This window comes from uncultured Sphingomonas sp. (assembly GCF_913776855.1).
Classification (GTDB): domain Bacteria; phylum Pseudomonadota; class Alphaproteobacteria; order Sphingomonadales; family Sphingomonadaceae; genus Sphingomonas.
Genome location: NZ_CAJYQD010000006.1, coordinates 66,327 through 90,823, shown reverse-complemented (window position 1 = coordinate 90,823; position 24,497 = coordinate 66,327). Strand labels below are relative to the sequence as shown.

The following is a 24,497-nucleotide window of genomic DNA, read 5'->3' as shown; positions in this document are numbered from 1 at the left end:
CTTCGAATCGTACTATCGGCCCCTGCAAGCCACAACGGCCGGTAGGGGAATTCAGGAATATGATCGTTCGTTCGGGTGTGCGCGCACGCCTTCTCGTGGGTGTCGCCGCATTGCTGGTGCCGGTCGCCGCACAGGCCGCACCGGAAGGCGCCGTCATAGCGCCGGTAACTGCCGCGCCGGAAGCACCGGCTGCAGACGATGCCTCTTCGATCCCCGACATCGTGGTGACCGCGACCCGGCGTGAGACGAACCTGCAAAAGACCCCCGTCGCGATCAGCGTGCTGGGCGCACCTGCCCTCGTCGACCGCCACGTACAGAGCCTGTACGACCTGGCCGATGGCGCGGTCCCGTCGCTGCGCGTCGCAACGTTCGAAGCGCGGCAGAGCGCACTGACCGTCGGCATTCGCGGCATCGTGCCGCTGGACGCGAACCAGCCGGCGCGCGAACAGGGCGTCGGCATCTATGTCGATGGCGTGTATCTCGGGCGTCAGCACGGGCTGAACGCCGCATTGTTCGATGTCGAGCGGATCGAGGTGCTGAAGGGTCCGCAGGGCACGCTGTTCGGCCGCAATACCGAAGGTGGCGCGCTCAACATCGTCACTCGCGCCCCCTCGGGCGAGTTCGAGGGCCGCGTCCGTGCCGGTATCGCCAACTATGGCGGCTATAACGGCGAACTGCACCTCGACCTGCCGGCGTACGAGAATGTCAGCGTCAAGCTGGACGGCATCGTCCAGTATCAGGGGCCGACCACCAAGAACCCGCTCGCGGGCCAGACCGGCTTCAACTATTTCGATCGTCGTGGCGCCCGCGCCGCCGTCCGCTGGGCGCCGATCGACGGCCTGACCGAGGATTTCTCCTACGATTACGGCATCGACAAGAACTCGCCCTTCTACAGTCAGCTGCTGAACTACAACCCCAATGGCTGTGTCGCCGGGGCGCAATCGGCGGTTCCCGCCTGCACCCTGCCCGGCACCGCATACACGACGCTGACCGGCACGGTGAAGCCGCTGATGCCCGGCGTCGTCGTCAACGGGACCAGCCGGATGAAGACCGCCGACATTGGCGTGCCGCAGCAGCCGAGCGTCGATCAGACCCACGGCTTCACCAACCTGCTGAAATACAAGCTGTCGCCGGAGATCGAACTGCGCTCGATCACCGCATGGCGCGGCGTCGATGCGACCCAGTGGGACAATTCGGGCGGCGCGCACCGCGTGCCGGTCTTCAACCCCGGCAACGTCGTGATCGACGGCGCGCTGTATAACGGTCAGCTGTTCAGCCGCTACTCGCTGGCCGACCTGCGCCAACGCCAGTTCAGCCAGGAATTCCAGGCGGTCGGCACCGTCGACCGGCTCGATTATGTTGCGGGGCTGTTCTATTTCAACGAACATGTCAGCGACGACGCCGCGACGCCCAATTCGAACTTCTACAACGCGGCGACCGGGCGGATCAGCATCGTCAACCCGTGCGCGACCGTCACCACCGGCTTCACCGTCGTCAACAACCTGCCTGTCGGCGGCACCACCTCGCCGGCCGGATCGCAACCCGGCTGCCGGTCGATCGATCGCGCTTCGGAAGTCTGGTCGAAAAGCTATGCGGCCTATGGTCAGGTCACGTGGAACGCGACCGACGTGCTGCACCTGACCGCCGGGGGCCGCTACACCCATGATACCAAGCGTGGCGAGCTGCATTTCTCGCGCAATATCAACTACGACACCAACACCGCGGCTGCGGCTCGCAACGGCTATACCCCGCTCGATGCGACGTGGAACCGCTTCAACCCGATGGTCACCCTCGCCTATGACGCGGCGGACAACGTACATGTCTACGCGAAGTACGCCACCGGCTACCGCGCGGGCGGCGCCAGCTCGCGCACGTCCAACTATCAGGCGTTCGATCCGGAGGACGTGAAGTCGTACGAAGTCGGCATGAAGTCCGACTTCTGGGACAAGCGCGCGCGCCTGAACCTTGCCGCCTACATCATGGATCGCAAGGACAGCCAGGTCGACATCAGCTCGATCCAGTCGACCGCGACCGGCAATTTCAACAACCTGGTCACGATCAATGCGCCGGGCACCACCAAGATCCGCGGGATCGAGGCGGAACTGACCGTCCAGCCGATCGATAACCTGACGCTGAACGCCTCCTACGCCTATACCTATACCCGCATCCCGCCGGTGCTGATTACCAGCAGCGTGACCAACGCCGCCGGGGTGACGACAGCCACGCAGGTCTACCAGAATTTCTACATCGTCTTCACGCCCCGCAACGCGGCCAGCGGGTCGATCGACTATGCCCTGCCGCTCGACAGCGGCAACAAGCTGCGCTTTCACCTCGACGGCAATTATGCGCAGGCGACGCAGGCGTTCGACCAGTTCGCAACGAAGAACGACGCGTCGTTCATCGTCAACGGCCGGGTCGCATTGGCCGACATCGCCCTTGGCGAAGGGCATCAGAAGCTGACCGTCGCCTTGTGGGGTCGCAACCTGTTCGACGAACAATATGTCTATCGCCGCGATCCGTCGAACAGTCTGCCGGGCGCACCGACGACCAATGTCAGTTCGGGCAGCATCAACAACGTGCTGGGTGACTATGGCAACTTCAACGCGCCGCGCACCTTCGGCGTGGAGGGGCTGATCAACTTCTGACCGGCAGGACCAGCGCGGCCGACAACCCCGGCCGCGCATCCTCCAACACCAGCCTGCCGCCGTGGAGCCGCGCGATCGCGTCCACGATCGGCAGGCCCAACCCGTGGCCCGGACGATGCCGGCTGGCCTCCAGCCGCCCGAAGCGTCGCCGGGCCACGGCCATGTCTGCGGTGGCGATGCCCGGACCGGTATCGACGACGCGCAGCGAAAGCTCGCCCGCATCGACCGACAGCGAAACCGTCACCACCGTTCCCGCTGGGGTATGGTTGAGCGCATTCTCCACCAGGTTGAACAATGCCTGGCTGAGCAACTGCCGATCGCCCGCCAGGGTTATCGCCGGCAACGTCTCGGCTACCAGCCGCCGCCCCTCCTCTTCGGCAACCGCCGCCAGTGTCTCGACGACTTCGGCGGCCAGCTGGTCCAGCGCCACGCTGCCGAACGCGCCGCGCCGGTCCCCCGTGTCGATTTCCGCAATGCGCAGGATCGCGGCGAATATCGCGAGCAGTTCGTCGCATTGATCGATCGCCGCATCCAGTTCCGCCGATGGCGCATCGTCGGCGATGATGGTCAGCCGGCTGCGCAACCGGGAGAGCGGCGTGCGCAGATCGTGCGCGACATCGTTGGCGACATGGCGCAACCCATCGACCAGCGTCGCGATCCGGTCCAGCATGTGGTTGATCGTCTGCGCCTGCGCCGCGAACACCCCGCCGCCGGGCGCCACCGGCACGCGGTGCGACAGGTCGCCGTCGATGATCGCCAGCGCGGTGGTCCGCGTCGCCTCGATTCGCCGCCGCACGACCAGTCCGAAGGTGACGGTCCCCGCCAGCACCACCGCCGCGATCAGCCCGAACCCGATCAGGTAGTTGCGAAGGCGGATCGCGTCATAGCCGTCGATCGGTTCGGTCTCGGCAACGGTAATCAACGTCATGCCGCCCCCGACCGGCCGTGCTTCGGCACGCCCTTCGCTCAACCCGGTGATGCCATCCTGCCGGGTGACGTCGGAAAAGCCGCGGCGGAGCGGACGCGTCAGCACGACATTGCCGCCCAGCCGACGGCCGGCGGCGTCCTCCAGCTCGAACCCGATATCGCCACTGTCGCGACGACTGGAAAAGGCGACGATCCGGCGCAGGATCGCGGCTTCGTCACCGGGCGCGACATCCTCCAGCAGCGCATCGGCCACCGCATCGATTCGCCGGTCGACCAGCGACACGATCGCGGAACGCGACGCATGAAAGGTGGCATAGCCGGTCAACGCTGTGACGCCCGCAAAGGCGCTCAGGAATATCGCCGTCAGCGTGCGCAGCCGCAGCATGTCAGGCGCGCAGGCTGTAGCCGATGCCGCGCTTCGTCAGGATCGGATCGTCCTCGTCAGCGGCGGTCAGCTTGCGGCGAAGCGCACGGATCTGCACGTCGACGATATTGGTCGACGGTTCGAAGTCATATCCCCATACCCGTTCGATCAGCATCGCGCGCGTCACATAGCCACCGGCATGGCGCACCAGTTCGGCAAGCAGCTTGAATTCCAGGTTGGACAGATGCAGCGGCCGCTCGCCGCGCCACGCGCGATGCGGGCCGGGATGCAGCGTGATGTCGGCGGCGCGCAGCGTCTCCACCACGTCGTCGCGCCATCCCCGTGCCCGGATCAGCGCGCGCAGCCGGGCATCGATTTCGATCGCCGCTGCCGGCTTCACCACATAATCGTCCGCCCCCGCCTCCAGCCCGCCTACCTTGTCGCTGGCCAGTCCCAGCGCGGTCAGCATCAGCACCGGCAGGCGGTGTCCCCGTTCGCGCAATCGCTGCACCACCGTCGGACCGTCGAGCAGCGGGATCATCGAATCCAGCACGATCGCATCGAACGCCTCCGCCCCGACCAGCGCCAGCGCTTCCGGCCCCGTGCCCGCGACCGTGACGTCATGCGACAGCGTTTCCAGCTCGGTCCGCATCGTTGCGGCGAATTCGCGGTCGTCTTCGACAAGCAACAGCTTCACGGCGGCATTTTCCTTTCGGCGACAGGCGCCGGCTATACCGGAAACACCACCGGCCAAGCCAGCACGCGCGGACGATTTGGCCACGCCGGACGCAGGCGGTATAGCCGCCGGCATGAACCGCGCGAAGACCGATCCCGATCTGGAAACGATGCTGATCGGACCAGTGATGCCGACGCGCGATTGCGGCGACTGCACAGCCTGTTGCACCCACCTGACGGTCAACTCGCCAGACTTCGCCAAGCCGGCGGGCATTCCCTGCAGCCATCTGACGCCGGGCGGCTGCGCGATTCATGCGGTGCGGCCGCATATCTGCCGGACATGGTTCTGTGTCTGGCGGCGGTGCGGCGACCTGCCCGATGCGGCGCGGCCGGACCGGTCGGGGCTGCTGATTTCCCTCAACTTCGTCGACCAGCCGGGAAATTGCCTCGAGGCGGTGTCGATCAACATCCGGATGTTGCCCGGCAGCGATGCGATCCGGAACGGCATGGCCGCCGCCATCCTCGACCGGCTGTGCGAGGAGCTGGTGCCGGTGTGGTTCAGCGACGGGCAGGAAAAGATGCTGATGCATCCCGCCGCCGACGTCGCCCGTCACATCCTGTCCAACACGCCGCCGCCCGCCGCGCTGGCACCGGAAGTCGCAGCCTGGCGCGAACGCTATGCGCTGTTCGACGGCGACCGTCCAACGATTGACTGACGGTTGCACCGTTGGCCCTGACAACGCTATCAGTACCCGTAGCAGCAGTACGGGCGGCGACACGCCAGGCGGGGAGAGGACGAATATGCCGGTATCGACAACGGCGCAGTTCAGCGTCATTGTGAACGTTCACTTCGCCCCGGCATCCTGCCCGCTGCATCGCTCCTCCATCAGAAAGCAACCGATGTCCGCCTTCACCCGAACCGCCCTGCTGCGCCTATTGGGCGGTACCCTGCTCGCCGGTAGCGCGCTCGCTTCGCCCGCGCTGGCGCAGACGACCAACAACGCACCGCAAGCTGCCACCGGCCCGACCGCCGGCCCGGCCGAGCGCCCGTGGATGAACACCGCGCTCGACGCGGCGACACGGACGGAGCTGCTGCTGAAGGAGATGACGCTCGATGAAAAGCTGCAGCTGACCTTCGGCTATTTCTCGACGAAGGCGGAATGGCAGCGCACGCCGATCAAGAACTGGCAGATGCCCAAGGACGGGCTGCCCGATTCGGCCGGCATCGTCCCCGGCATCCCACGCCTCGGCATCCCCAGCCAGTGGCAAACCGACGCCGGCGTCGGTGTCGCCAGCCAGCGCACCCCCACCCCGCGCCTGCGCACCTCGCTCCCCTCCGGCATCGCCACTGCCGCGACGTGGAACCCCGAACTGGCCGAGGCCGGCGGTGCGATGATCGGGAACGAGGCGTTCCTGTCGGGCTTCAACGTCCAGCTTGCGGGCGGCATGAACCTGATGCGCGAACCGCGTAACGGGCGGAATTTCGAATATGGCGGCGAAGATCCGCTGCTCGCCGGGATCATCACCGGCCATGAAATCAAGGGCATCCAGTCGCAGAACGTCATCTCGACGATGAAGCATTATGCCTTCAACGGGCAGGAAACGAACCGCTTCAACATCGACCATCGGATCGGCGAGCAGGCCGCGCGCCAGTCCGACCTGCTGGCATTCGAGATCGCGCTGGAAACCGGCAATCCCGGTTCCGTGATGTGCGCCTACAACCGCGTCAACGGCTTCTATGCGTGCGAGAACGACTGGCTGCTCAACAGGACGCTGAAGCAGGATTGGGGCTATAAGGGCTTCGTCATGTCCGACTGGGGCGCCACCCATTCGACGACGCAGGCGGCCAATGCCGGCCTCGATCAGCAATCGGGCTGGGCATTCGATCGCTCGCCCTATTTCGCCGACGCGCTGCGCGAAGCGGTCAATAACGGCTATGTTCCAGAAGCACGCGCGACCGACATGGCCCGCCGCGTCTTGTGGGCGATGTTCGACAATGGCCTGTTCGACCGGCAAGTAGCGGGCGACCGCGCGACGACGATCGATTATGCCGCCCACGCCGCCGTCACCCGCGCCGATGCGGAGGAAGGCATCGTCCTCCTCAAGAACACGCCGGGACTTCTGCCGCTGTCCGGCGCTGCGAAGTCGATCCTCGTGATTGGCGCCCACGCCGATGTCGGCGTCCTGTCGGGCGGCGGATCAAGCCAGGTCTATCCCCATGGCGGCCCGGTGAACGGCCTTGCCGTGCCGGACGAATTCCCCAGCGGCTTTCCGGGACCGAAGCTCTACCACCCCTCCTCGCCGATGAAGGCGTTGCAGGCCCGCACCCGTGCCACGGTCACCTATCTCGACGGCAAGGACGCGAAGGCCGCCGCCGCCGCTGCGCGCAAGGCCGATGTCGTCATCGTGTTCGGCGAACAATGGACCGGCGAATCGATCGACGCGCCGAACCTGAACCTGCCGGGCAATCAGGACGCGCTGATCGACGCCGTTGCCCGCGCCAACAAGCGGACCGTCGTCGTGCTGGAAACCGGCGGCCCGGTGCTGATGCCGTGGCTGCCCAGGGTCGGCGCGGTGCTGGAGGCGTGGTATTCCGGCACCTCGGGCGGCGAAGCCATCGCCCGCGTCCTGACCGGCGAGGTCAATCCGTCGGGCCACCTGCCAGCGACCTTCCCCTCCTCGCTCGCCCAGCTGCCCCGCCCGGTGATCGAGGGCGATCCGAAGCTCGACCGCGACTCGCACCCGATGGGCAATTACGACATCGAAGGGGCTGCGGTCGGGTATAAATGGTTCGACAAGACCGGCGCCAAGCCGCTGTTCCCGTTCGGCTACGGCCTGTCCTACACGAATTTCACGCTGGGCAGGCTGACCGCCACGCCGCAGGGTAAGGGCGTGCAGGCAAGCTTCACCATCACCAACAGCGGGAAGGTCCGCGGCAAGGGACTGGCCCAGCTCTATGTCGCAGGCAACGGCTGGGAATCGCCCAAGCGGCTGGGCGGCTTTACCAAGGTCGATCTAGCACCGGGCGAAAGCCGGAGCGTGACGTTGACCGTCGATCCGCGACTGCTGGCGACGTTCGACAGCAAGACGCGCGGCTGGACCATTGCCGGTGGCGATTACCAGCTGCTGCTGGCGCATTCCGCGACCGACATCGCGCAGCGTGCGACGGCGCGGATCGCGCCGGCCACGCTCGACAATCGCGGGCGGTAAATATCCCCTCGAACCGTACCCCCGCGCAGGCGGGTGTCCAGGGCCGCAATCGTCGCGCTGCGTAACCCTGGACCCCCGCCTGCGCGGGATACGGTTCCCGTAAGAAAAAGGGCCGCGGTAGCAAATGCTAACGCGGCCCTTTTCGTAGCGTACGACGCGGCACGCGGCCGCGCGCGCGTTACTTCTTGCCGAGCGAGAGACCGCCGAAACGCTTGTTGAAGCGTGCGACCTGACCACCCGAATCCAGCATCTGGCCACGGCCGCCGGTCCATGCCGGGTGCGCCAGCGGATCGATGTCCAGCGTCATCAGATCGCCTTCCTTGCCCCAGGTCGAACGGGTTTCGAACACGGTGCCATCGGTCATCTGGACCTTGATGGTGTGATAGTCGGGGTGCGTGTCTTTCTTCATCGGTCGTCTCCGTCACGGCTGGTTCCGACCAGCCTGGAAAAGGTAAGGCGCGCCCGTACACGGACGCGCCCATAATAGCAATGATCGTGTCGGCTTACGCCTTTGGCGGATCAGCGATCATGGCGGTGAATTCGCATTCCGCCGCCAGTTCGCCGTCGATCCTGGCCTTGCCCGCAAACTTGCAGACGCGCGCGCGCTTCTGCACAAATTCGGCCTCCAGCGTCAGAAGGACGCCCGGCTCCACCGGCTTGCGGAACTTCACGCCGTCGATCGACATGAAATACACCAGCTTGCCCGATCCGGCGAGGCCGAGGCTTTCGACCGCGAGGATGCCGGCGGCCTGCGCCAGCGCCTCGACGATCAGCACGCCCGGCATGATCGGGCGGCCAGGGAAATGTCCCTGGAAGAAGCCTTCGTTGATCGTCACTGCCTTGATCGCGGTGATCGACCGGTCGGGGATCAACTCCGCGACACGGTCGACCAGCAACATGGGATAGCGATGCGGGATCGCCGCCATCACACGCGTGATGTCAAGCGGTCCGATCGAGGTCGCTTCCCCCTCCATCGATCAGCGGCCCGCCGGAGCCGGACGCGCGCCCGCCGCAGCGGCCGGGGCGGCCTGTGCCGGGGCGGTCACGCTGACGCTCGGCAGCTGCGCGTTGAGGGCGCTCAGCACCGCATCGGTGATTTCGGTCGCCGGCGCGTTGTAGAAGCTGTTGCCCTTGTCGACGGCCAGCGTCGCGCCACGCTGCTGCGCGACCTGCGTGATGATCGGGCCGAGCTTCGTGCCGATCTGTTCGCGGACATAGGCGATGTTGCGCTGGACCTGCTGTTCCTGCTGGCCGATCTGCTGCTGCGCCTGCTGCTGTCGCTGCTCGAAGGTGCGGATGCGGGTCTGGAGCGCGGCGTCCGGGTTGCCCTTGGCGGCGGTGACGGCGGTCTGCAGCGACTGTGCTTCGGTCTGCAGCGGCTGGCCGAGCGAGGTCGCCAGCGACTGCAGCTGCGTGCGCTGCGCCTGCAGCTGGGTGGTCGCCGCCTTGCACGCGGTGCAGTCGCGGAAAATCCGCTCCGAATCGACGACGGCGATCTTGGCGTCGGGCAGCGCCTGGGCGAATGCCGGAGCGGTCGGGAGCGCGAAGACGAATGCGGCAACCGCCGCCTTGGTGAAGCTACGCATCAGAATTGGGTTCCTACGTTGAAAGTGATGAGTTTCTTGTCGTCGCCCGGCTGGCTCAGCAACGCCTTGGCAAGGTCGATGCGCAGCGGCCCGAACGGCGAATTCCAGTTCACCCCGACACCGATCGACAGGCGCGGCTTGGCCGAATCGCCCAGGAACTGTTCGAGGAACGGATCGGTGGTCGACGTGGCGATGGTGTTGGTTTCCCCGCCGGCGCAGGTGCCGCCGATCGTCGCCGAATAACCGACCGAACAGGTCGTCTGGCGGAACGCCGGCGCGCCGGACGCGTCGGTGAACTGGTTGTTATACACCTGCTGGCCATTGACCGTCGTATTGGTCGTGAACGGCAACAGCGACGGCGACCCGTCCTTGTTGAACTGCAGCGTGCCGTCGGCGTTCTTCGCCTGCTGGAAACGCACGGTCGGCAGCGGGCGGGTGACGCCGAACAGCGCACCGGCCTGGATGAAGATCGACGGACGCAGGCCCAGCTCCGCGATGCCAGACCCCAGCGGCGGCTCGAGTTCGAGCTTGCCGAGATAATAGGCCTTGCCGCCCAGCGGATCGTTCAGCACCTGGTCGCGCGCCGTAACCAGTGCCTGATCGCCGCCGGCGACCGAGCCGGTATAGCGCTGGCGCTGGATGCGCGGGCCGACGCCGCGAATGTCGAAGCCGCGGAACTGCGGCTCGCCCAGGTAGAAGCGGTCGACGATGCGGACCGGATCGATCCCTTCGCCGGGGCTCTTCTGCAGCCCGTGGATATAGCCGCCCTCGATCCCTGCCGACAGGACGAACCCGCTGAGGTTCCAGTATTTGTCGAAATCACCGCGTACGCGGGCATAGCGCACGTCGCCGCCCAACCCTGCGAAATCGACGCCGGTCACCAACCGCTGGCCGCGCGACGGGCGCAGGCGGTTGTTCAGATTGTCGAAGATCAGGTTCGCACCGACGATGCTCGACAGGCGGTTCCCGATCGAATCGCACAGATAGCGTCCGGCCTTGATCGGGTCGCAGACGTCGTTGGTGAAATAGGTGTTCTTGTCCAGGCCCACATTGTCCTGGCTCAGCTGATAGCGGCCCGACAACGTCCAGAATTCGGTCAGCGGCACGCTGGCGACGATCTGCCCGCCGGTCGACACCTGCGAATAGAGCGAGTTGCGCCCGGTGCCCAGGAAGTTGAACGAATTGAAATCGCGGCGGAAGATCGTGCCGCCCAGCGCCACGTTCTTGTCGAACAGATAGGGTTCGGTGAAGCCCAGCTCGACCGACTTCTGATAGGTCGAATAATTGACCGACGCCTGCAGGTCCTGCCCCTTGCCCCGGAAATTCCGCTGCCGGATCGACGCCTGGATGATGAAGCGTTCGAGGCTGGAGAAGCCGGCCGACAGGGTCAGTTCGCCGGTCGACTTTTCCTCGACGTTCGCGGCCAGGATGATCCGATCGGGCGAGGAGCCTTCCTTGCGCTCGATCTCGAACTTTTCTTGGAAATAGCCGAGCGAATTGATGCGATCCTGCGACCGCTTGATCAGGAACGCGTTGAACGCATCGCCTTCCGCGACGCGGAATTCGCGGCGGATGACGCGGTCCTGCGTCTGCGTGTTGCCGGTGATGTCGATCTTTTCGACATAGGTCCGGTTCGCTTCGTTCAGGAAGAAGGTGATCCCCATCGTGAGCTTCTCACGATCGGGCTGATATTCTGGGCGGACGTCGGTGAACGCATAGCCGAACAGGCCGGCATATTCGCTCAGCTGGTCGATCGCGTCCTCGGACAGCTTGGCGTTGTACCAGTCGCCCTTCTTCATCGGCAGCGTCTTGGTCAGCGCGGCGCTGTCGAAATCGCGGATCGCACTTTCCACCGCCACGTCGCCGAATTTGTACCGCTTACCTTCCTCCACCACATAGGTGATGATGAAGTCTTCCTTGTCCGGCGTCAGTTCGGCAACCGCCGAGATGACGCGGAAATCGGCATAGCCGTTGGTCAGGTAGAATTGGCGCAGCTTCTGCTGGTCATAGGCCAGGCGGTCCTGGTCATAGCTCGTGTTCGAGCTGAAGATCCGCCACGGGCGCGATTCCTTGGTCGCCATCTCGCCGCGCAGTTCGCTGTCGCTGAACACCTCGTTGCCGAGGATGTTGATCTGGCGGACCTTCGACTTCGGGCCTTCCTGGATTTCGAAGATCACGTCGACGCGGTTCTGGTCGAGCATGACCATCTTCGGCTCGACGTTCGCCGCGAACCGGCCCTGGCGGCGATACAGTTCGACGATGCGCGCTACATCGGCACGCACGGCGGTGCGGGTGAATATCTGCCGCGGGGCGAGCTTGATCTCCTTGGTGATCTTGTCGTCCTTCAGCCGCTTGTTGCCCTCCAGCACCACGCGGTTGATGATCGGGTTCTCGCGCACCCGAACGATGATGTCGCTGGTCTCGGCGCCCTCGATCTCGACATTGGCGAGCAGGTCGGACGCGTACAGGTCCTTGATCGCCTGATCAAGCGTTTCGGCGGTGTAGGGGATGCCGACGCGCAGCTTCGTATAGGACAGCACCGTGTCCGGCTCGATGCGCTGCGCCCCCTCGACCCGAAGCGAGCGGATGGTGCGGGTCGGCACGACGGGCGCTGCCGGTGCCGCTGCGGCGGGTGACTGGACTGCCGGAGCAGCGGCGGCCGGGCGCGTCTGTGCGGAGGCCGCCGTGCCCGAGAGCATCGTGCCCGCGAGCAGCGCCACGCCATGTGCGCCGTAAATCGAAAACTTGCTTGCCGTCACCAAACCCACCCCAACCGGAGGAACTTTCCAAACAGGACGATTGCGCCCTGCCCTAACCGCGTCAGCCGATCAAGCCGGCCAGCCCACGCCATACACCGAACGCCCCCAGATCGTTCACCGTGACGAATATCATCAATGCCAGCAACAGCGCCAATCCGCCGCGAAACGCCCACTCCATCGTCTGCGGGCTGACCGGCCCGCGCTTCACCGCTTCGATGGCGTAGAAGAACAGGTGGCCGCCATCCAGCATCGGAACTGGCAACAAGTTGATGAATCCCAGATTAATGGAAACGAAGGCCACGAACGTCACCAGCGCCGGCCAGCCAAGCGACAGCTGTTCCCCCGAAGCCTTGGCAATGCGCAGCGGCCCGCCCATTTCGTTGACCGACCGCCTGCCGGTAATGATCTGCCACAGGCCATCGACGGTACCGCGCAGGATCGAACCGACCATGCGCGCGCCCTCGGCCGGCGCCTGCCATAGCGGCAGCGGAGCATAGACCGGATCGCCGCGTTCGATGCCGAAGCGGCCGATCTTCGCCTCGTTACCGAACCGGTCGCGCTGCACGACCGACCCGATCACTGCGTCGGCCGCACGCATCGCTCCGCCCCGCACGTAGTCGACCGTGACCCGCTCACCGGGGTGCAGCGCGGTAAAGAACGACAGGTCGGAAAACGTATCGATCGATCGCCCGTCCAGCGAAACAATCCGGTCGCCCGGCTGCAGCCCGGCGCGATCCGCAGCACTTCCCTGCACCACGCCGCCGACCGTCGCCGGCGTACGGTCAACGCCATAAGCAGCGGCAAAACCCCCGAGGATCAGGACCGCGAGCAACAGGTTCACCGCCGGCCCGGCGGCGACGATGATCGCCCGCTGCCACACCGGCTTTGCCTGGAACGTCCGGGCGCGTTCGTGCGCGGGCAGTTGCAGCCATTCGGCATCGGGCAGCGACGCCGGGTTCATGTCGCCGGCAAAGCGGACATAGCCGCCCAGCGGCAGCCAGCCGAACTTCCACCGGGTGCCATGCCGGTCGGTGAAGCCTGCGACCTCCCGTCCGAACCCGACCGAGAACGCATCGACCTTCACCCCGAACCAGCGCCCGGCAGCATAATGGCCCAGCTCGTGAAGGAACACCAACGGCCCCAGCACCAGCAGGAACGCGATGATCGTCATCAACAGTCCGGGGGATTCGATCAAGCGACGCTGTCCTTCACACGCTCGCCCGCCAATGCCCGTGCCTCCGTATCGATGGTCAGCACGGCATCGATCGTCTGCGGCTTCGGCGGATCGAAGCGGTCGAGAACATCCGCGACGATTGCGGCAATTTCGAGGAAGCCGATCCGGCGCTCGAGAAACGCCGCCACCGCCACCTCGTTCGCCGCGTTCAATATCGCCGGCCGCCCGCCGCCCGCCGACAATGCGGCACGGGCCAGCGCCAATGCGGGAAAGCGCACCATGTCCGGCGCTTCAAAATCCAGCCGACCGATCCGCGCCAGATCGAGCCGCTCGCACGGCGTCTCCATCCGGTCGGGCCATGCCAGCGCGTGCGCGATCGGCACGCGCATGTCGGGCGACCCCAGCTGCGCCAGCGTCGACCCGTCGACATATTCGACCATCGAATGAATCACCGACTGGCGATGGACCAGTACGTCGAGCTGTTCCGGCGTCACCGGGAACAGGTGATAGGCCTCGATCAGTTCGAGGCCCTTGTTCATCATCGTCGCCGAATCGACCGAGATCTTGGCGCCCATCGACCAGTTCGGATGGGCCACCGCCTGTTCGGGCGTGATGCCACGCATTTCGTCGAGCGAACGTTCGCGGAAGGGCCCGCCGCTCGCGGTCAGGATGATCCGGCGAATCCGTTCGGGCGGGCAATCGTCGAGGCACTGGAAGACGGCATTATGCTCGCTGTCGACCGGCAGCAGCGTCGTGCCCGCCTGGCCTGCCGCCGCCATCATCACCTCGCCCGCCGATACCAGCGCCTCCTTGTTGGCCAGCGCCACCGCGCCACCGCGGGCGAGCGCGGCCATCACCGGCTTCAGCCCCGCCGTGCCGACGATCGCCGCCATGGTCCAGTCGACCGGCCGCGCCGCCGCTTCGACCACGGCCTGCGCACCACCCGCCGCTTCGACCCCACTCCCGGCCAGCGCCTCGCGCAAGGCCGGCAGACAGGCCTCGTCACCAACTACCGCCAGCTTCGCACCCACCCGTCGCGCGGCCGCAGCCAGTTTGCCGACGTCGCGGTGCGCGGTCATCGCCTCGACCGCAAACGCGTCCGGCGCACGCTCGATCAGGTCGAGCGTCGACGACCCGACCGATCCGGTCACGCCCAGAATACTAACCCGCTTCATGCCAGATACAGCCCCGCCAATACCATCAGCGCCGCAGCGGGCGCGACGGGAACCAGTCCGTCCAAACGATCCATCACGCCGCCATGGCCGGGCAGGACGTTGCCCGAATCCTTGACCCCGGCCTTGCGCTTCATCTGGCTCTCATACAGGTCGCCCATCTGCGCCAGCACGGCCAGCAGCGGCGTCGCCAGCACGAGGTGCAGCGCCAATCCGGCATATTGCAGCACCCCCGCCAGCACCGATGCGGCGATGACGCCGCCGATCAGCCCGGCCCAGGTCTTGTTCGGGCTGATCGTCGGCGCCAGCTTCGGCCCGCCGATCGACCGGCCGGCGAAATAGGCGCCGATATCGCACGCCCATACCAGCGCCATCGCCCAGAAGGCGAGCAGCAGCCCATCTCCCTGCTCGCGCAGGAACACGACCGCCAGCGCCGGCGCCCCGCAATAAAGGATGCCACGCGCCAGGCCCGACAGTCGCGTGGTGATGACGACGAAGAACGCCGCGCCCACGATCAACCCCAGCGCCAGGAAGCTCGCCCCCGCCGCCAGCGGTGACAGGATCGCGAGCGGCACGGTCAGCGCCAGTTGGGCCAGACGCTTATGCTGGCGCGATACTTTGTGCAGGTCGGCCCATTCGGCCATCATGAACAAGGTGCCGATCGCGACCAGCAGCCAGAAGACGAAGCCCCCCAGCCACAATGCCGTAGCCGCCACCGCGATCATCCCGACACTGGCCAGCGTGCGCGTAGCCAGGTCCGACTTGCGCCGCGCAACCGGATCGGCGGCGGGATCGGGCGTCACAGGCCGCCGAACCGGCGCTGCCGCCTGCCATAGGCCGCAATGGCTTCCGCCAGTGCGTCGCCATCGAAATCGGGCCACAACGTGTCGACGAACAGCAATTCGGCATAGGCCGCCTGCCACAACAGGAAGTTCGACAGGCGCTGCTCGCCCGACGTGCGGATCATCAGGTCGAGCGGCGGCAAGCCATCGGTATCGAGTTCGCGGTCGATCGCTGCTTCGTCGATCGCCGATACCGGCATCCCGGCCGCGACCTTTTCCGCCAGCCGCCGCGTTGCCGCGACCAGTTCCGCCTGCGCACCGTAATTCAGCGCGATGGCGAGGATCGGCCCGGTATTGGTCGCCGTCCGCGCCACCGCATCGTCGATCAACTCGACCAGATCGGCCTTCAATGCACGGTAATTGCCGAGGATGCGCAGCCGCACACCCTCGCGCGTCAGTTCCTTGATCTCGTTCTTCAGGAAATGGCGCAGCAACCCCATCAGGTCGCCGATTTCCTCTTCCGGCCGGCGCCAATTCTCCGAGGAGAAGGCGTAGAGCGTCAACGCCTCGATCCCCTGTTCGCGCGCCGCCCGCGTGATCCGTCGCACCGCTTCCACGCCTTGCCGGTGGCCAGCCACGCGCGGCAGGCGCCGGGCCTTCGCCCAGCGGCCATTGCCGTCCATGATGATCGCCACATGGCGGGGAATGGTTGCGGAAGGGGGCAGGCCCGGTTCGGCAGGATCAGCCGCCGATACCGGAGCGCGCGCGGCGAACGACGTCACTTGCCGAGGATTTCCTTTTCCTTAGCATCCGCCGCGGAATCGATATCGGCGATCGTCGCGTCGGTCATCTTCTGCACTTCGGTTTCAAGCTTCTTGCGCTCGTCCTCCGAATAGACGCCCTTCTTCTCGTCGGTCTTCAGGCCTTCCATGCCGTCGCGACGAACGTTGCGCACCGCGATGCGCGCCGATTCAGCGTACTTGCCGGCCAGCTTGGCGAGTTCCTTGCGACGCTCCTCGGTCAGGTCGGGAATCGGCAGCCGCAGCGTCTGGCCATCGACGATCGGGTTGAGGCCGAGGCCCGCCGATCGGATCGCCTTGTCGGCCGGGCCGACATTCGACTTGTCCCACACCTGCACCGACAACATGCGCGGTTCGGGCGCGGAGACGGTCGCGACCTGGTTCAGCGGCATGTGCGCGCCATAGACCTCAACCGTCACCGGATCGAGCAGCGACACCGACGCGCGACCGGTGCGCAGGCCGCTCAGGTCGCCCTTCAGCGATTCCACGGCACCGGCCATCCGGCGCTCCAGATCGGCCTTGTTATATGCGGCCATAACCGACTTCCTTCTGAATCAAGCGTTGTTCTGGACGATCGTCGACACGCCCTCACCCGCCAGCACGGCGGCCAGGTTGCCTTCGTCACGGATGTTGAAGACGACGATCGGGATATTGTTGTCACGGCACAGCGCCACGGCCGACGCGTCCATGACCTTGAGGTCGTCGGCCAGCACGCGACCGAAGCCCAGCGTGTCATAGCGGGTTGCGGTCGGCACCTTCTTCGGGTCCGCATCATACACGCCGTCGACGCTGGTGCCCTTGAACAGCGCCTCGCAGCCCATTTCAGCGGCGCGCAGCGCGGCGGTGGTGTCGGTGGTGAAGAACGGGCTGCCGGTGCCGGCGGCGAAGATCACGACGCGACCCTTCTCCATGTGGCGCATGGCGCGACGGCGGATATAGGGTTCGCACACCGATGCCATCGGGATCGCCGACTGCACCCGCGTCTCCACGCCGATCTGCTCCAGCGCATTCTGCATGGCGAGCGCGTTCATGACGGTCGCAAGCATCCCCATATAATCGGCGCTGGCGCGTTCGAAGCCCTGCGCAGCACCGGCGACACCGCGAAAGATATTGCCGCCGCCGACGACCACGCACACCTCATGTCCCTCACCGCGTGCGGCCTTGATCTCGCGCGCGACGCGCTCGCACATCGCGGGATCGATGCCGAACTGGCCGGAACCCATCAGCACTTCGCCGGACAGTTTCAGGAGGATACGGTTGAAGCGGGGACGGGTCATGGAACCTGCAAAGTTGGTCTATCGGAAGCGCGCCGGACCCTAGCCGCGACCGCCCGCAAAGCCAAGCGGGCATTGCCGGGCGGGGTGCGCCGGACATGACAGGGGCCGCAAACGCATGTCGCGCCTGCGGCCCCTGCGGACTGCCTTTCGGCGGACGACCTTACTTGGTCAGACCGGCCGTGGCGGCGACTTCGGCGGCGAAGTCGCTCTCTTCCTTCTCGATGCCTTCACCGAGCTGGAAGCGAACATAGTCCTTCAGCACGATCGTCGTGCCGGCGTCCTTGGCCGCCTTTGCCACGACGTCGGCGACCGGGGTCTTGCCGTCCATCACGATCGGCTGGCTCAACAGCGCGTTTTCCTTGGCGAACTTCTTCACCGAACCTTCGACCATCTTGGCGATGATGTCGGCCGGCTTGCCCGAATCGGCGGCCTTTTCGGTCGCGATCTGGCGCTCACGCTCCAGGATGTCCTGATCGAGACCGCTCTCGTCCAGCGCCAGCGGGAAAGCAGCGGCGATGTGCATCGCGATCTGCTTGCCCAGCGGCTCCAGCACGTCGACACCGGCATCCGATTCCAGCGCGACCAGCACGCCGATCTTGCCCAGGCCCGGACCCGCCGAGTTATGGACGTACGGGATCACCGCGCCCTTGGCGACGTCGACCGACTTCGCGCGGCGCAGCACCTGGTTCTCGCCGATGGTCGAGATGTTGGCAACCAGCGCGTCCTCGACGGTGCCGCCGTTCGGCATCGCCTGCGCCTTCAGCGCCTCGACGTCATCGCCCTTTTCCAATGCGATCGCGACGACGTCGCGAACGAAGCTCTGGAACTGGTCGTTCTTGGCGACGAAGTCGGTCTGGCTGTTCACTTCGATCGCGACGCCCTTGGTGCCGGCGACGGCAACGCCGACCAGACCTTCGGCCGCGGTGCGGCTCGACTTCTTGGCAACGGCGGCGAGGCCTTTGGTACGCAGCCAGTCGACGGCGGCTTCCATGTCGCCGTTGTTTTCGGACAGCGCCTTCTTGCAGTCCATCATGCCGGCGCCCGAGCGCTCACGCAGTTCCTTGACGGCGGCGGCGGTAACTTCTGCCATGATCAGGCTCCTGATTGGTGTTCGATATGCTTGCGGGCGAGGCAGCGCGTGTTTCGCCCTGCCCCGCCCGCACGTCAGTTCCGTGACAGCTTACGCTTCGACAGCGGCTTCCGGCTCGGCGGTCAGCGCCTCTTCTGCCGGCGGCTCGTCCATCGCGCCCAGGTCGCGGCCCGAATGGGCCATCGCCTGCTGCCCGCCACGGGTCGCGGCGATCGCGATCGCTTCGCAGTACAGGCGGATCGCACGGCTGGCGTCGTCGTTCGCCGGCACCGGGAACGCGATGCCGTCCGGCGACACGTTCGAATCGAGGATCGCGACGACCGGGATACCCAGCGTGTTGGCTTCCTTGATCGCCAGTTCTTCCTTGTTCGCGTCGATCACGAACATGATGTCGGGAATGCCGCCCAGATCGCGGATACCGCCGAGCGACAGCTCCAGCTTGTCCTTCTCGCGGGTCAGGTTCAGCACTTCCTTCTTGGTCAGGCCGTGCGTGTCGCCCGACAGCTGCTCCTCAAGGGCCTTGAGGCGCTTGATCGAGTTGCTGATCGTCTTCCAGTTGGTGAGCATCCCGCCCAGCCAGCGGTGGTTCACGAAATGCTGGCCCGACTTGCGCGCCGCTTCCGCGATCGGCTCCTGCGCCTGGCGCTTGGTGCCGACGAACAGGACCTTGCCGCCCGAAGCGACCGTCGACGACACGAATTCCAGTGCGCGCGCGAACAGCGGCACGGTCTGCGACAGGTCGAGGATGTGGACGCCGTTACGATCGCCAAAGATGTACGGCTTCATCTTCGGGTTCCAGCGGTGGGTCTGGTGGCCGAAGTGCGCGCCCGATTCGAGCAGCGCCTGCATGGTGACGACGGGTGCCGCCATAGGATAATTCCTTCCGGTTGATCCTCTGGGAAGCAGGAACCCTTTGTCAGGCCAAAGGCCCGGGCACCGGTATGTGCGCTTCCCATGTGGGGTTGAGGCGGCGGCCTTTAGCCCAACGTGAGCGAACGATCAAGGCTTGACGATGGAACGATATGAGAACATAACCGGCCCAGACACGGATCATGGAACAAGTAATCCCTTAACATGTTGAGGGGGCTTGCGATTTCATGGTCGCATGATCGGGGAGTTTCGAGATGGCCCTGTTGGTTTCCGCACTGTTCGCTTTCGGTCTCGTCGTCGCCATGGCAACTATCGTTGCCACGATCCTGCCCGCGAAGGATCGCATCCTGCGCCTGCTGCAGCGCGGGCCGGAATTGACGATCGATCCCCTTCCGCCGGTACATCTGACCTCGCGGCGCGGTGTGATCCGCCAGCGGGCGGCTACGGTCGCTGTGCAGCCTCTTCGCGCTGCCGCCTGATCCGGGCATAGCTGCGAATGCTGAACGGGAGCGTCGCCAGATAGGCGGCGCAAACCACCGTCAGCGTCTGCCATGGGGCAGATACCAGGGCCGCCGCGACGATCACCACGCCCACGATCGCCTCGAACCGGATGTTCCGGCGCAGTTTCAGCGACGACCAGCTGTACGTGGCAAGGCTCGACACCATCAGGAAGGCGACGAACGCGACCCATGGCGCCACCAGCCATGGCGAGCGAAACAGCTCCTCGCCTGACCAGATCCACACGTAGAGCGGCAACATGGCAAGGCCGGCGCCGGCCGGTGCGGGAATGCCGGTCAGGAACCCCGCCGACTTGTGCGGCTGATCGTCGGCATCGATGCGGGCGTTGAAGCGGGCCAGCCGCAGCGCGGTGAACACGGCATAGACCAATGAGACGATCCAGCCGATACGCGGTTCGGCCAGCAGCGCCCACAGGTACATGATGAGCGCGGGCGACACGCCGAACGAGATTGCGTCGGACAGCGAATCCAGCTCCGCCCCGAACTTGCTCTCCCCGCGAACCAGACGCGCGACCCGCCCGTCCAGTCCGTCGAGAACACCGGCGAGCAGCACCATCAGGACGGCACGTTCCCACTCGCCACCAATGGCAAAGCGAATGCCGGTCAGGCCGGAACACAGCGCGAGCGCCGTTACGGCATTCGGCGCAAGGGCGCGCAGCGGGATACCCCGTACCGGAAGCGGGCGGCGCATTATTGCGCGATGCCGGCGGCGGCGGCGATGCCGGGACGCCCCAGGATGGTTTCCCCGGCAACGCTGCGCTGGCCCAGTGCGACCTGCGCCTCGACCCCTTCGGGCAGGAACACGTCGACCCGGCTGCCGAACCGGATCAGGCCGACGCGCTGACCCGCTGCGGTGAAATCGCCGGGCTTCACGAAGCTGACGATCCGGCGCGCGACCAGGCCCGCGATCTGCGTGAACCCGACGCGCTGGCCATCAAGACCTTCGACCACGACGTGCTGGCGCTCATTCTCGTCGCTCGCCTTGTCGAGATCGGCGTTCAGGAACTTGCCCGAGATATAGACGACCTGCCGAATCGTTCCAGCAATCGGCGTCCGGTTGATATGCACGTCGAACACCGACATGAAGATCGATACGCGTACCAGCGGCCGATCGCCTAGGCCGTTGGGTCCGCGCAGTTCCGGCGGCAGCTCGACCCGCTCGATCATCGTGACCAGCCCATCGGCCGGTGCTACGATCAGCCCCTCGCCCTGCGGCGTGGTGCGGACCGGATCGCGAAAGAACGATGCGACCCACAGCGTCACCAGCCCCATCGGCCAGGCCAGCGTCTCCCACGCCATGAAGGCGAAGAAGGCGGTGATGACGGCGGCGATGAGGACGTATTTGCGCCCTTCGGGATGAACCGAGGGCCAGCGCCACTTGACGGTCGTGGTGCCGACCGCGGGCTTTTCGAGCGATGCCATGAACCGTGGTGTAGCCAAGGCGGGCCGTGCTGACAACCGCCCTGCTCTGCCCGCGCGGTTGATCCCACGGCAACGACCCCGTAAGGCCCAGCCCAACCGCAACTATATCGAGAGCAGGCGCATGGCGAAGATCAAGGTCAAAACCCCGGTCGTGGAGATCGACGGCGACGAAATGACCCGCATCATCTGGGCATGGATTCGCGAACGGCTGATCCTCCCCTATCTCGACATCGACCTCGAATATTACGACCTCGGTGTCGAGAAGCGCGACGAAACCGACGACAAGATCACCATCGACAGCGCAAAGGCGATCCAGAAATACGGCGTCGGCGTGAAGTGCGCCACGATCACCCCAGACGAAGCCCGCGTCGAGGAATTCGGCCTGAAGAAGATGTGGCGGTCGCCCAACGGCACGATCCGCAACATCCTGGGCGGCGTCGTCTTCCGCGAACCGATCGTCATCTCGAACGTGCCGCGCCTTATTCCGGGCTGGACCAAGCCGATCGTCGTCGGCCGCCATGCGTTCGGCGATCAGTACAAGGCGACTGATTTCAAGGTGCCGGGTGCCGGCAAGCTGACCATGAAGTGGGAAGGCACCGATGGCCAGGTGATCGAGGAGGAAGTGTTCGACTTCCCCGCCGCCGGCGTCGCGATGGGCATGTACAACCTCGACGAATCGATCCGCGATTTCGCCCGCGCGTCGATGAACTACGGCCTTGGTCGCGGCTGGCCGGTGTATCTGTCGACCAAGAACACGATCCTCAAGGCCTATGACGGCCGGTTCAAGGACATCTTCGAGGAAGTGTTCGCGACCGAGTTCAAGGACCAGTTCCAGGCCGCCGGCATCGAATATCAGCACCGCCTGATCGACGACATGGTCGCGTCGGCCCTGAAGTGGCACGGCGAATTCGTCTGGGCCTGCAAGAACTATGACGGCGACGTCCAGTCGGATCAGGTCGCGCAGGGCTTCGGTTCGCTGGGCCTGATGACGTCGGTCCTGATGTCGCCGGACGGCAAGACGATCGAGGCGGAAGCCGCGCACGGCACCGTCACCCGCCACTATCGCCAGCATCAGCAGGGCAAGGCGACCTCGACCAACCCGATCGCGTCGATCTTCGCATGGACCGGCGGCCTGAAGTATCGCGGCAAGTTCGACGATACACCCGAGGTGACCAAGTTCGCCGAGACGCTGGAGCGCGTCTGCATCGAAACCGTCGAAGCCGGCCATATGACCAAGGATCTCGCGATCCTGATCGGCCCGAACCAGCCGTGGATGACCACCGAGCAGTTCTTCGAACAGGTCCGCGTCAACCTCGAAACCGCGATGGGTGCGCAGGGCTAAACCCTACCGCCGATCGATCTCGCAAGCGGCGTCCATCCGAACCGATGGGCGCCGTTTTTGCGTTAAGCGGTTGCCGCGTCCGTGCCGCATCCGCAACAATGCCCCCATGCCATTGCCGATTGATTCGACGCCGTTCAGCGATTCGCTGGTCATCCTGGGGGCCGCGGGCCTCGTCATTCCTGCCTTTGCCCGCTTTCGCGTCAATCCGGTGATCGGGTTCATCCTGGTCGGGGTGCTGGTCGGCCCGTTCGGGCTGGGCGCGCTGGTCGACCGGGCGCCGTGGCTGTTCCACATCACCATTACCGACCGGCATTCGATCGAACCCTTTGCCGAGTTCGGCATCGTGCTGTTGCTGTTTTCGATCGGCCTCGAACTGTCGTTCAAGCGATTATGGGCGATGCGGCGGCAGGTGTTCGGGCTGGGCGCCGCGGAACTGTTCGGATCGGCGTTGCTGATCGGCGCGGCACTGATGGTGCTGGGTCAGGCGTCGACCGGCGCCATCGGCCTGGGCCTTGCGCTCGCACTGTCGTCGACGGCGCTGGTGCTGCCGATGGCGGGGACCACCGGCCCCGTCGGACGTACCGCCTTCTCGATGCTGCTGTTCGAGGATCTGGCGCTGGTCCCGATCATCTTCGCATTGGGCGCCCTCGCCCCGACCGCGGCCGACGAAGGCTGGGCGGGCCTTGCCAACACCGCGATGTGGGGCGGGTTGAGCGTCGTCGGCCTCTATGCCGCCGGCCGGCTGTTCCTGCCGCGCCTGTTCGCGCAGGCCGCGCGGACGAAAAGCCCCGAACTGTTCCTGTCGGCCAGCCTGCTGGTCGTGATCGTCGCCAGCCTCGTCACCACCGCTGCCGGCCTGTCGCCGATCGTCGGTGCGCTGCTTGCCGGGCTGCTGATCGCCGAAACCGAATATCACAGCGAGGTCGAGGTCATCACCGCGCCGTTCAAGGGGCTGGCGCTCGGTGTGTTCCTGATCACGGTCGGCATGAGCCTCGACCTCGGGACCATCGTCGACAACTGGCCTGAACTACTGGGCGCGATCGCCGGGGTGGTCGTGTTGAAGGCGGTAGTGACCGGCGGCCTGCTCTGGTTCAACGGGGTGCGCCCCGGCACGGCGACCGAAACCGGCCTGTTGATGTCCAGCCCGTCGGAAACAACGCTGATCGTGCTGACGGCCGCGACGCAGGCGCAGTTGATCCAGCCTTCGACCGCCGCTTTCTGGCAAACGGTCACCGCCATCGGCCTGACGATCACCCCGCTGTTGGCGACGCTCGGCAAGCGCGCTTCCCGGCGGATCGAGCATCGGGTGGGATCGCCGGAGGAAGCACCGCTGGATGCCGTCGGCGCGCGCGTCGTCATCATCGGCTTCGGCCGGGTCGGGCGCCTCGTCGCGGAGATGCTCAAGACCCACGGCAAAAGCTATATCGCGGTCGATTCCGACATCGACAATGTCGCGATGGCGCGGGCGGAGGGACATCCGATCCTGTTCGGCGACGTCTCCCGTTCCGAACTGGTCGACCGACTCGACCTGGGCCGGGCATCGGCGCTGGTGCTGACGATGGACGATCCGGTGCTGACCGTCCGCCTGACCCGGCGGGTGCGCGGCTGGGTGCCCAACCTGACCATCCTCGCCCGCGCGCGCGATGCGACCCACGCCGCTGAACTCTATGCCGCCGGAGTCAGCGACGCGGTGCCCGAAACGCTCGAAAGCTCGCTGCAATTGTCGGAAGCGGTACTGGTCGACCTGGGCGTCGCGATGGGGCCTGTGATCGCGTCGATCCATGAAAAGCGCGACGAACTGCGTCAGACGATCCGCGAACAGGCCGATCTGGAACGCGAACCCCGCATCCGCCGCCTGCGCCGGATCGACGACCCGGCATAGGC

22 protein-coding genes are annotated in these 24,497 nt (G+C 65.7%); 6 read left to right on the top strand and 16 right to left on the bottom strand.

Features of this window, described 5'->3' with window-relative positions; genetic code table 11:
- Positions 1 to 59: 59 nt before the first annotated feature.
- Positions 60 to 2,645: a TonB-dependent receptor gene (locus tag QZ755_RS01755; protein WP_294319030.1), complete on the top strand. Its 2,586-nt coding sequence runs from the start codon at positions 60 to 62 to the stop codon at positions 2,643 to 2,645.
- Here QZ755_RS01755 and QZ755_RS01750 read toward each other — a convergent pair.
- On the bottom strand, positions 2,635 to 3,957 hold the full coding sequence (locus tag QZ755_RS01750; RefSeq protein ID WP_294319025.1) for a HAMP domain-containing sensor histidine kinase: 1,323 nt from the start codon (positions 3,955 to 3,957) through the stop codon (positions 2,635 to 2,637). The two genes, QZ755_RS01755 and QZ755_RS01750, sit on opposite strands and share 11 nt — an antisense overlap.
- Before the next feature lies 1 nt (position 3,958).
- Positions 3,959 to 4,633: a response regulator transcription factor gene (locus QZ755_RS01745; protein ID WP_294319023.1), complete on the bottom strand. Its 675-nt coding sequence runs from the start codon at positions 4,631 to 4,633 to the stop codon at positions 3,959 to 3,961.
- Positions 4,634 to 4,745: 112 nt separating this feature from the next.
- Here QZ755_RS01745 and QZ755_RS01740 point away from each other — a divergent pair, with 112 nt between their 5' ends.
- The gene (locus QZ755_RS01740) at positions 4,746 to 5,327 is read left to right on the top strand and encodes a YkgJ family cysteine cluster protein (RefSeq protein ID WP_294319022.1); all 582 of its coding nucleotides are present in this window, start codon (positions 4,746 to 4,748) and stop codon (positions 5,325 to 5,327) included.
- Between the two features lie 184 nt (positions 5,328 to 5,511).
- Entirely contained in the window at positions 5,512 to 7,821 is a 2,310-nt protein-coding gene (locus QZ755_RS01735; RefSeq protein WP_294319020.1) for a glycoside hydrolase family 3 C-terminal domain-containing protein, read from the top strand.
- Positions 7,822 to 7,999: 178 nt separating this feature from the next.
- Here the strand turns inward: QZ755_RS01735 and rpmE are convergent, their stop codons facing one another.
- From rpmE to rpsB, 12 genes are all read right to left on the bottom strand, one after another.
- Positions 8,000 to 8,230, bottom strand: a complete 231-nt coding sequence (gene rpmE / locus QZ755_RS01730) for a 50S ribosomal protein L31 (protein ID WP_294319017.1) — start codon at positions 8,228 to 8,230, stop codon at positions 8,000 to 8,002.
- Between the two features lie 94 nt (positions 8,231 to 8,324).
- Entirely contained in the window at positions 8,325 to 8,795 is a 471-nt protein-coding gene (gene fabZ / locus QZ755_RS01725; RefSeq protein ID WP_066689860.1) for a 3-hydroxyacyl-ACP dehydratase FabZ, read from the bottom strand.
- A gap of 3 nt (positions 8,796 to 8,798) precedes the next feature.
- Entirely contained in the window at positions 8,799 to 9,407 is a 609-nt protein-coding gene (locus tag QZ755_RS01720; RefSeq protein WP_294319013.1) for an OmpH family outer membrane protein, read from the bottom strand.
- Positions 9,407 to 12,166: an outer membrane protein assembly factor BamA gene (gene bamA / locus QZ755_RS01715; RefSeq protein ID WP_294319012.1), complete on the bottom strand. Its 2,760-nt coding sequence runs from the start codon at positions 12,164 to 12,166 to the stop codon at positions 9,407 to 9,409. Before bamA ends, QZ755_RS01720 begins: the two co-directional genes overlap by 1 nt.
- 61 nt (positions 12,167 to 12,227) lie before the next feature.
- Positions 12,228 to 13,361: a M50 family metallopeptidase gene (locus QZ755_RS01710; RefSeq protein WP_294319008.1), complete on the bottom strand. Its 1,134-nt coding sequence runs from the start codon at positions 13,359 to 13,361 to the stop codon at positions 12,228 to 12,230.
- Positions 13,358 to 14,515 carry a 1-deoxy-D-xylulose-5-phosphate reductoisomerase gene (locus QZ755_RS01705; protein WP_294319006.1) on the bottom strand — a complete coding sequence of 386 codons (1,158 nt, stop codon included), beginning with the start codon at positions 14,513 to 14,515 and terminating at the stop codon, positions 13,358 to 13,360. The genes QZ755_RS01710 and QZ755_RS01705 overlap by 4 nt, the downstream gene beginning before the upstream one ends.
- Positions 14,512 to 15,315 (bottom strand): phosphatidate cytidylyltransferase, encoded by an 804-nt coding sequence (locus QZ755_RS01700; protein WP_294319003.1) that lies wholly within the window; start codon positions 15,313 to 15,315, stop codon positions 14,512 to 14,514. Before QZ755_RS01700 ends, QZ755_RS01705 begins: the two co-directional genes overlap by 4 nt.
- Positions 15,312 to 16,019 (bottom strand): isoprenyl transferase, encoded by a 708-nt coding sequence (locus QZ755_RS01695; RefSeq protein WP_294319084.1) that lies wholly within the window; start codon positions 16,017 to 16,019, stop codon positions 15,312 to 15,314. The genes QZ755_RS01700 and QZ755_RS01695 overlap by 4 nt, the downstream gene beginning before the upstream one ends.
- A 53-nt stretch (positions 16,020 to 16,072) precedes the next feature.
- Positions 16,073 to 16,630 carry a ribosome recycling factor gene (gene frr / locus QZ755_RS01690; protein ID WP_294319000.1) on the bottom strand — a complete coding sequence of 186 codons (558 nt, stop codon included), beginning with the start codon at positions 16,628 to 16,630 and terminating at the stop codon, positions 16,073 to 16,075.
- Between the two features lie 18 nt (positions 16,631 to 16,648).
- Positions 16,649 to 17,371, bottom strand: a complete 723-nt coding sequence (pyrH, locus tag QZ755_RS01685; RefSeq protein ID WP_294318997.1) for a UMP kinase — start codon at positions 17,369 to 17,371, stop codon at positions 16,649 to 16,651.
- A 160-nt stretch (positions 17,372 to 17,531) separates the two neighbouring features.
- On the bottom strand, positions 17,532 to 18,461 hold the full coding sequence (tsf, locus tag QZ755_RS01680; protein WP_294318993.1) for a translation elongation factor Ts: 930 nt from the start codon (positions 18,459 to 18,461) through the stop codon (positions 17,532 to 17,534).
- A 90-nt stretch (positions 18,462 to 18,551) separates the two neighbouring features.
- Entirely contained in the window at positions 18,552 to 19,331 is a 780-nt protein-coding gene (gene rpsB, locus QZ755_RS01675; protein WP_055792604.1) for a 30S ribosomal protein S2, read from the bottom strand.
- A 254-nt stretch (positions 19,332 to 19,585) separates the two neighbouring features.
- On the opposite strand from rpsB, the gene QZ755_RS01670 reads away from it, so the two are divergent.
- The gene (locus QZ755_RS01670; RefSeq protein WP_294318987.1) at positions 19,586 to 19,810 is read left to right on the top strand and encodes a hypothetical protein; all 225 of its coding nucleotides are present in this window, start codon (positions 19,586 to 19,588) and stop codon (positions 19,808 to 19,810) included.
- Here QZ755_RS01670 and QZ755_RS01665 read toward each other — a convergent pair.
- Together QZ755_RS01665 and QZ755_RS01660 are read right to left on the bottom strand one after the other, a co-directional pair.
- Positions 19,773 to 20,540 carry a phosphatidylcholine/phosphatidylserine synthase gene (locus QZ755_RS01665; RefSeq protein ID WP_294318985.1) on the bottom strand — a complete coding sequence of 256 codons (768 nt, stop codon included), beginning with the start codon at positions 20,538 to 20,540 and terminating at the stop codon, positions 19,773 to 19,775. The two genes, QZ755_RS01670 and QZ755_RS01665, sit on opposite strands and share 38 nt — an antisense overlap.
- Entirely contained in the window at positions 20,540 to 21,271 is a 732-nt protein-coding gene (locus tag QZ755_RS01660; protein WP_294318983.1) for a phosphatidylserine decarboxylase, read from the bottom strand. Before QZ755_RS01660 ends, QZ755_RS01665 begins: the two co-directional genes overlap by 1 nt.
- Positions 21,272 to 21,392: 121 nt before the next feature.
- On the opposite strand from QZ755_RS01660, the gene QZ755_RS01655 reads away from it, so the two are divergent.
- Positions 21,393 to 22,613, top strand: a complete 1,221-nt coding sequence (locus QZ755_RS01655; RefSeq protein ID WP_294318980.1) for an NADP-dependent isocitrate dehydrogenase — start codon at positions 21,393 to 21,395, stop codon at positions 22,611 to 22,613.
- A gap of 106 nt (positions 22,614 to 22,719) precedes the next feature.
- Positions 22,720 to 24,495 carry a cation:proton antiporter gene (locus QZ755_RS01650; protein ID WP_294318978.1) on the top strand — a complete coding sequence of 592 codons (1,776 nt, stop codon included), beginning with the start codon at positions 22,720 to 22,722 and terminating at the stop codon, positions 24,493 to 24,495.
- Positions 24,496 to 24,497 lie beyond the last annotated feature (2 nt).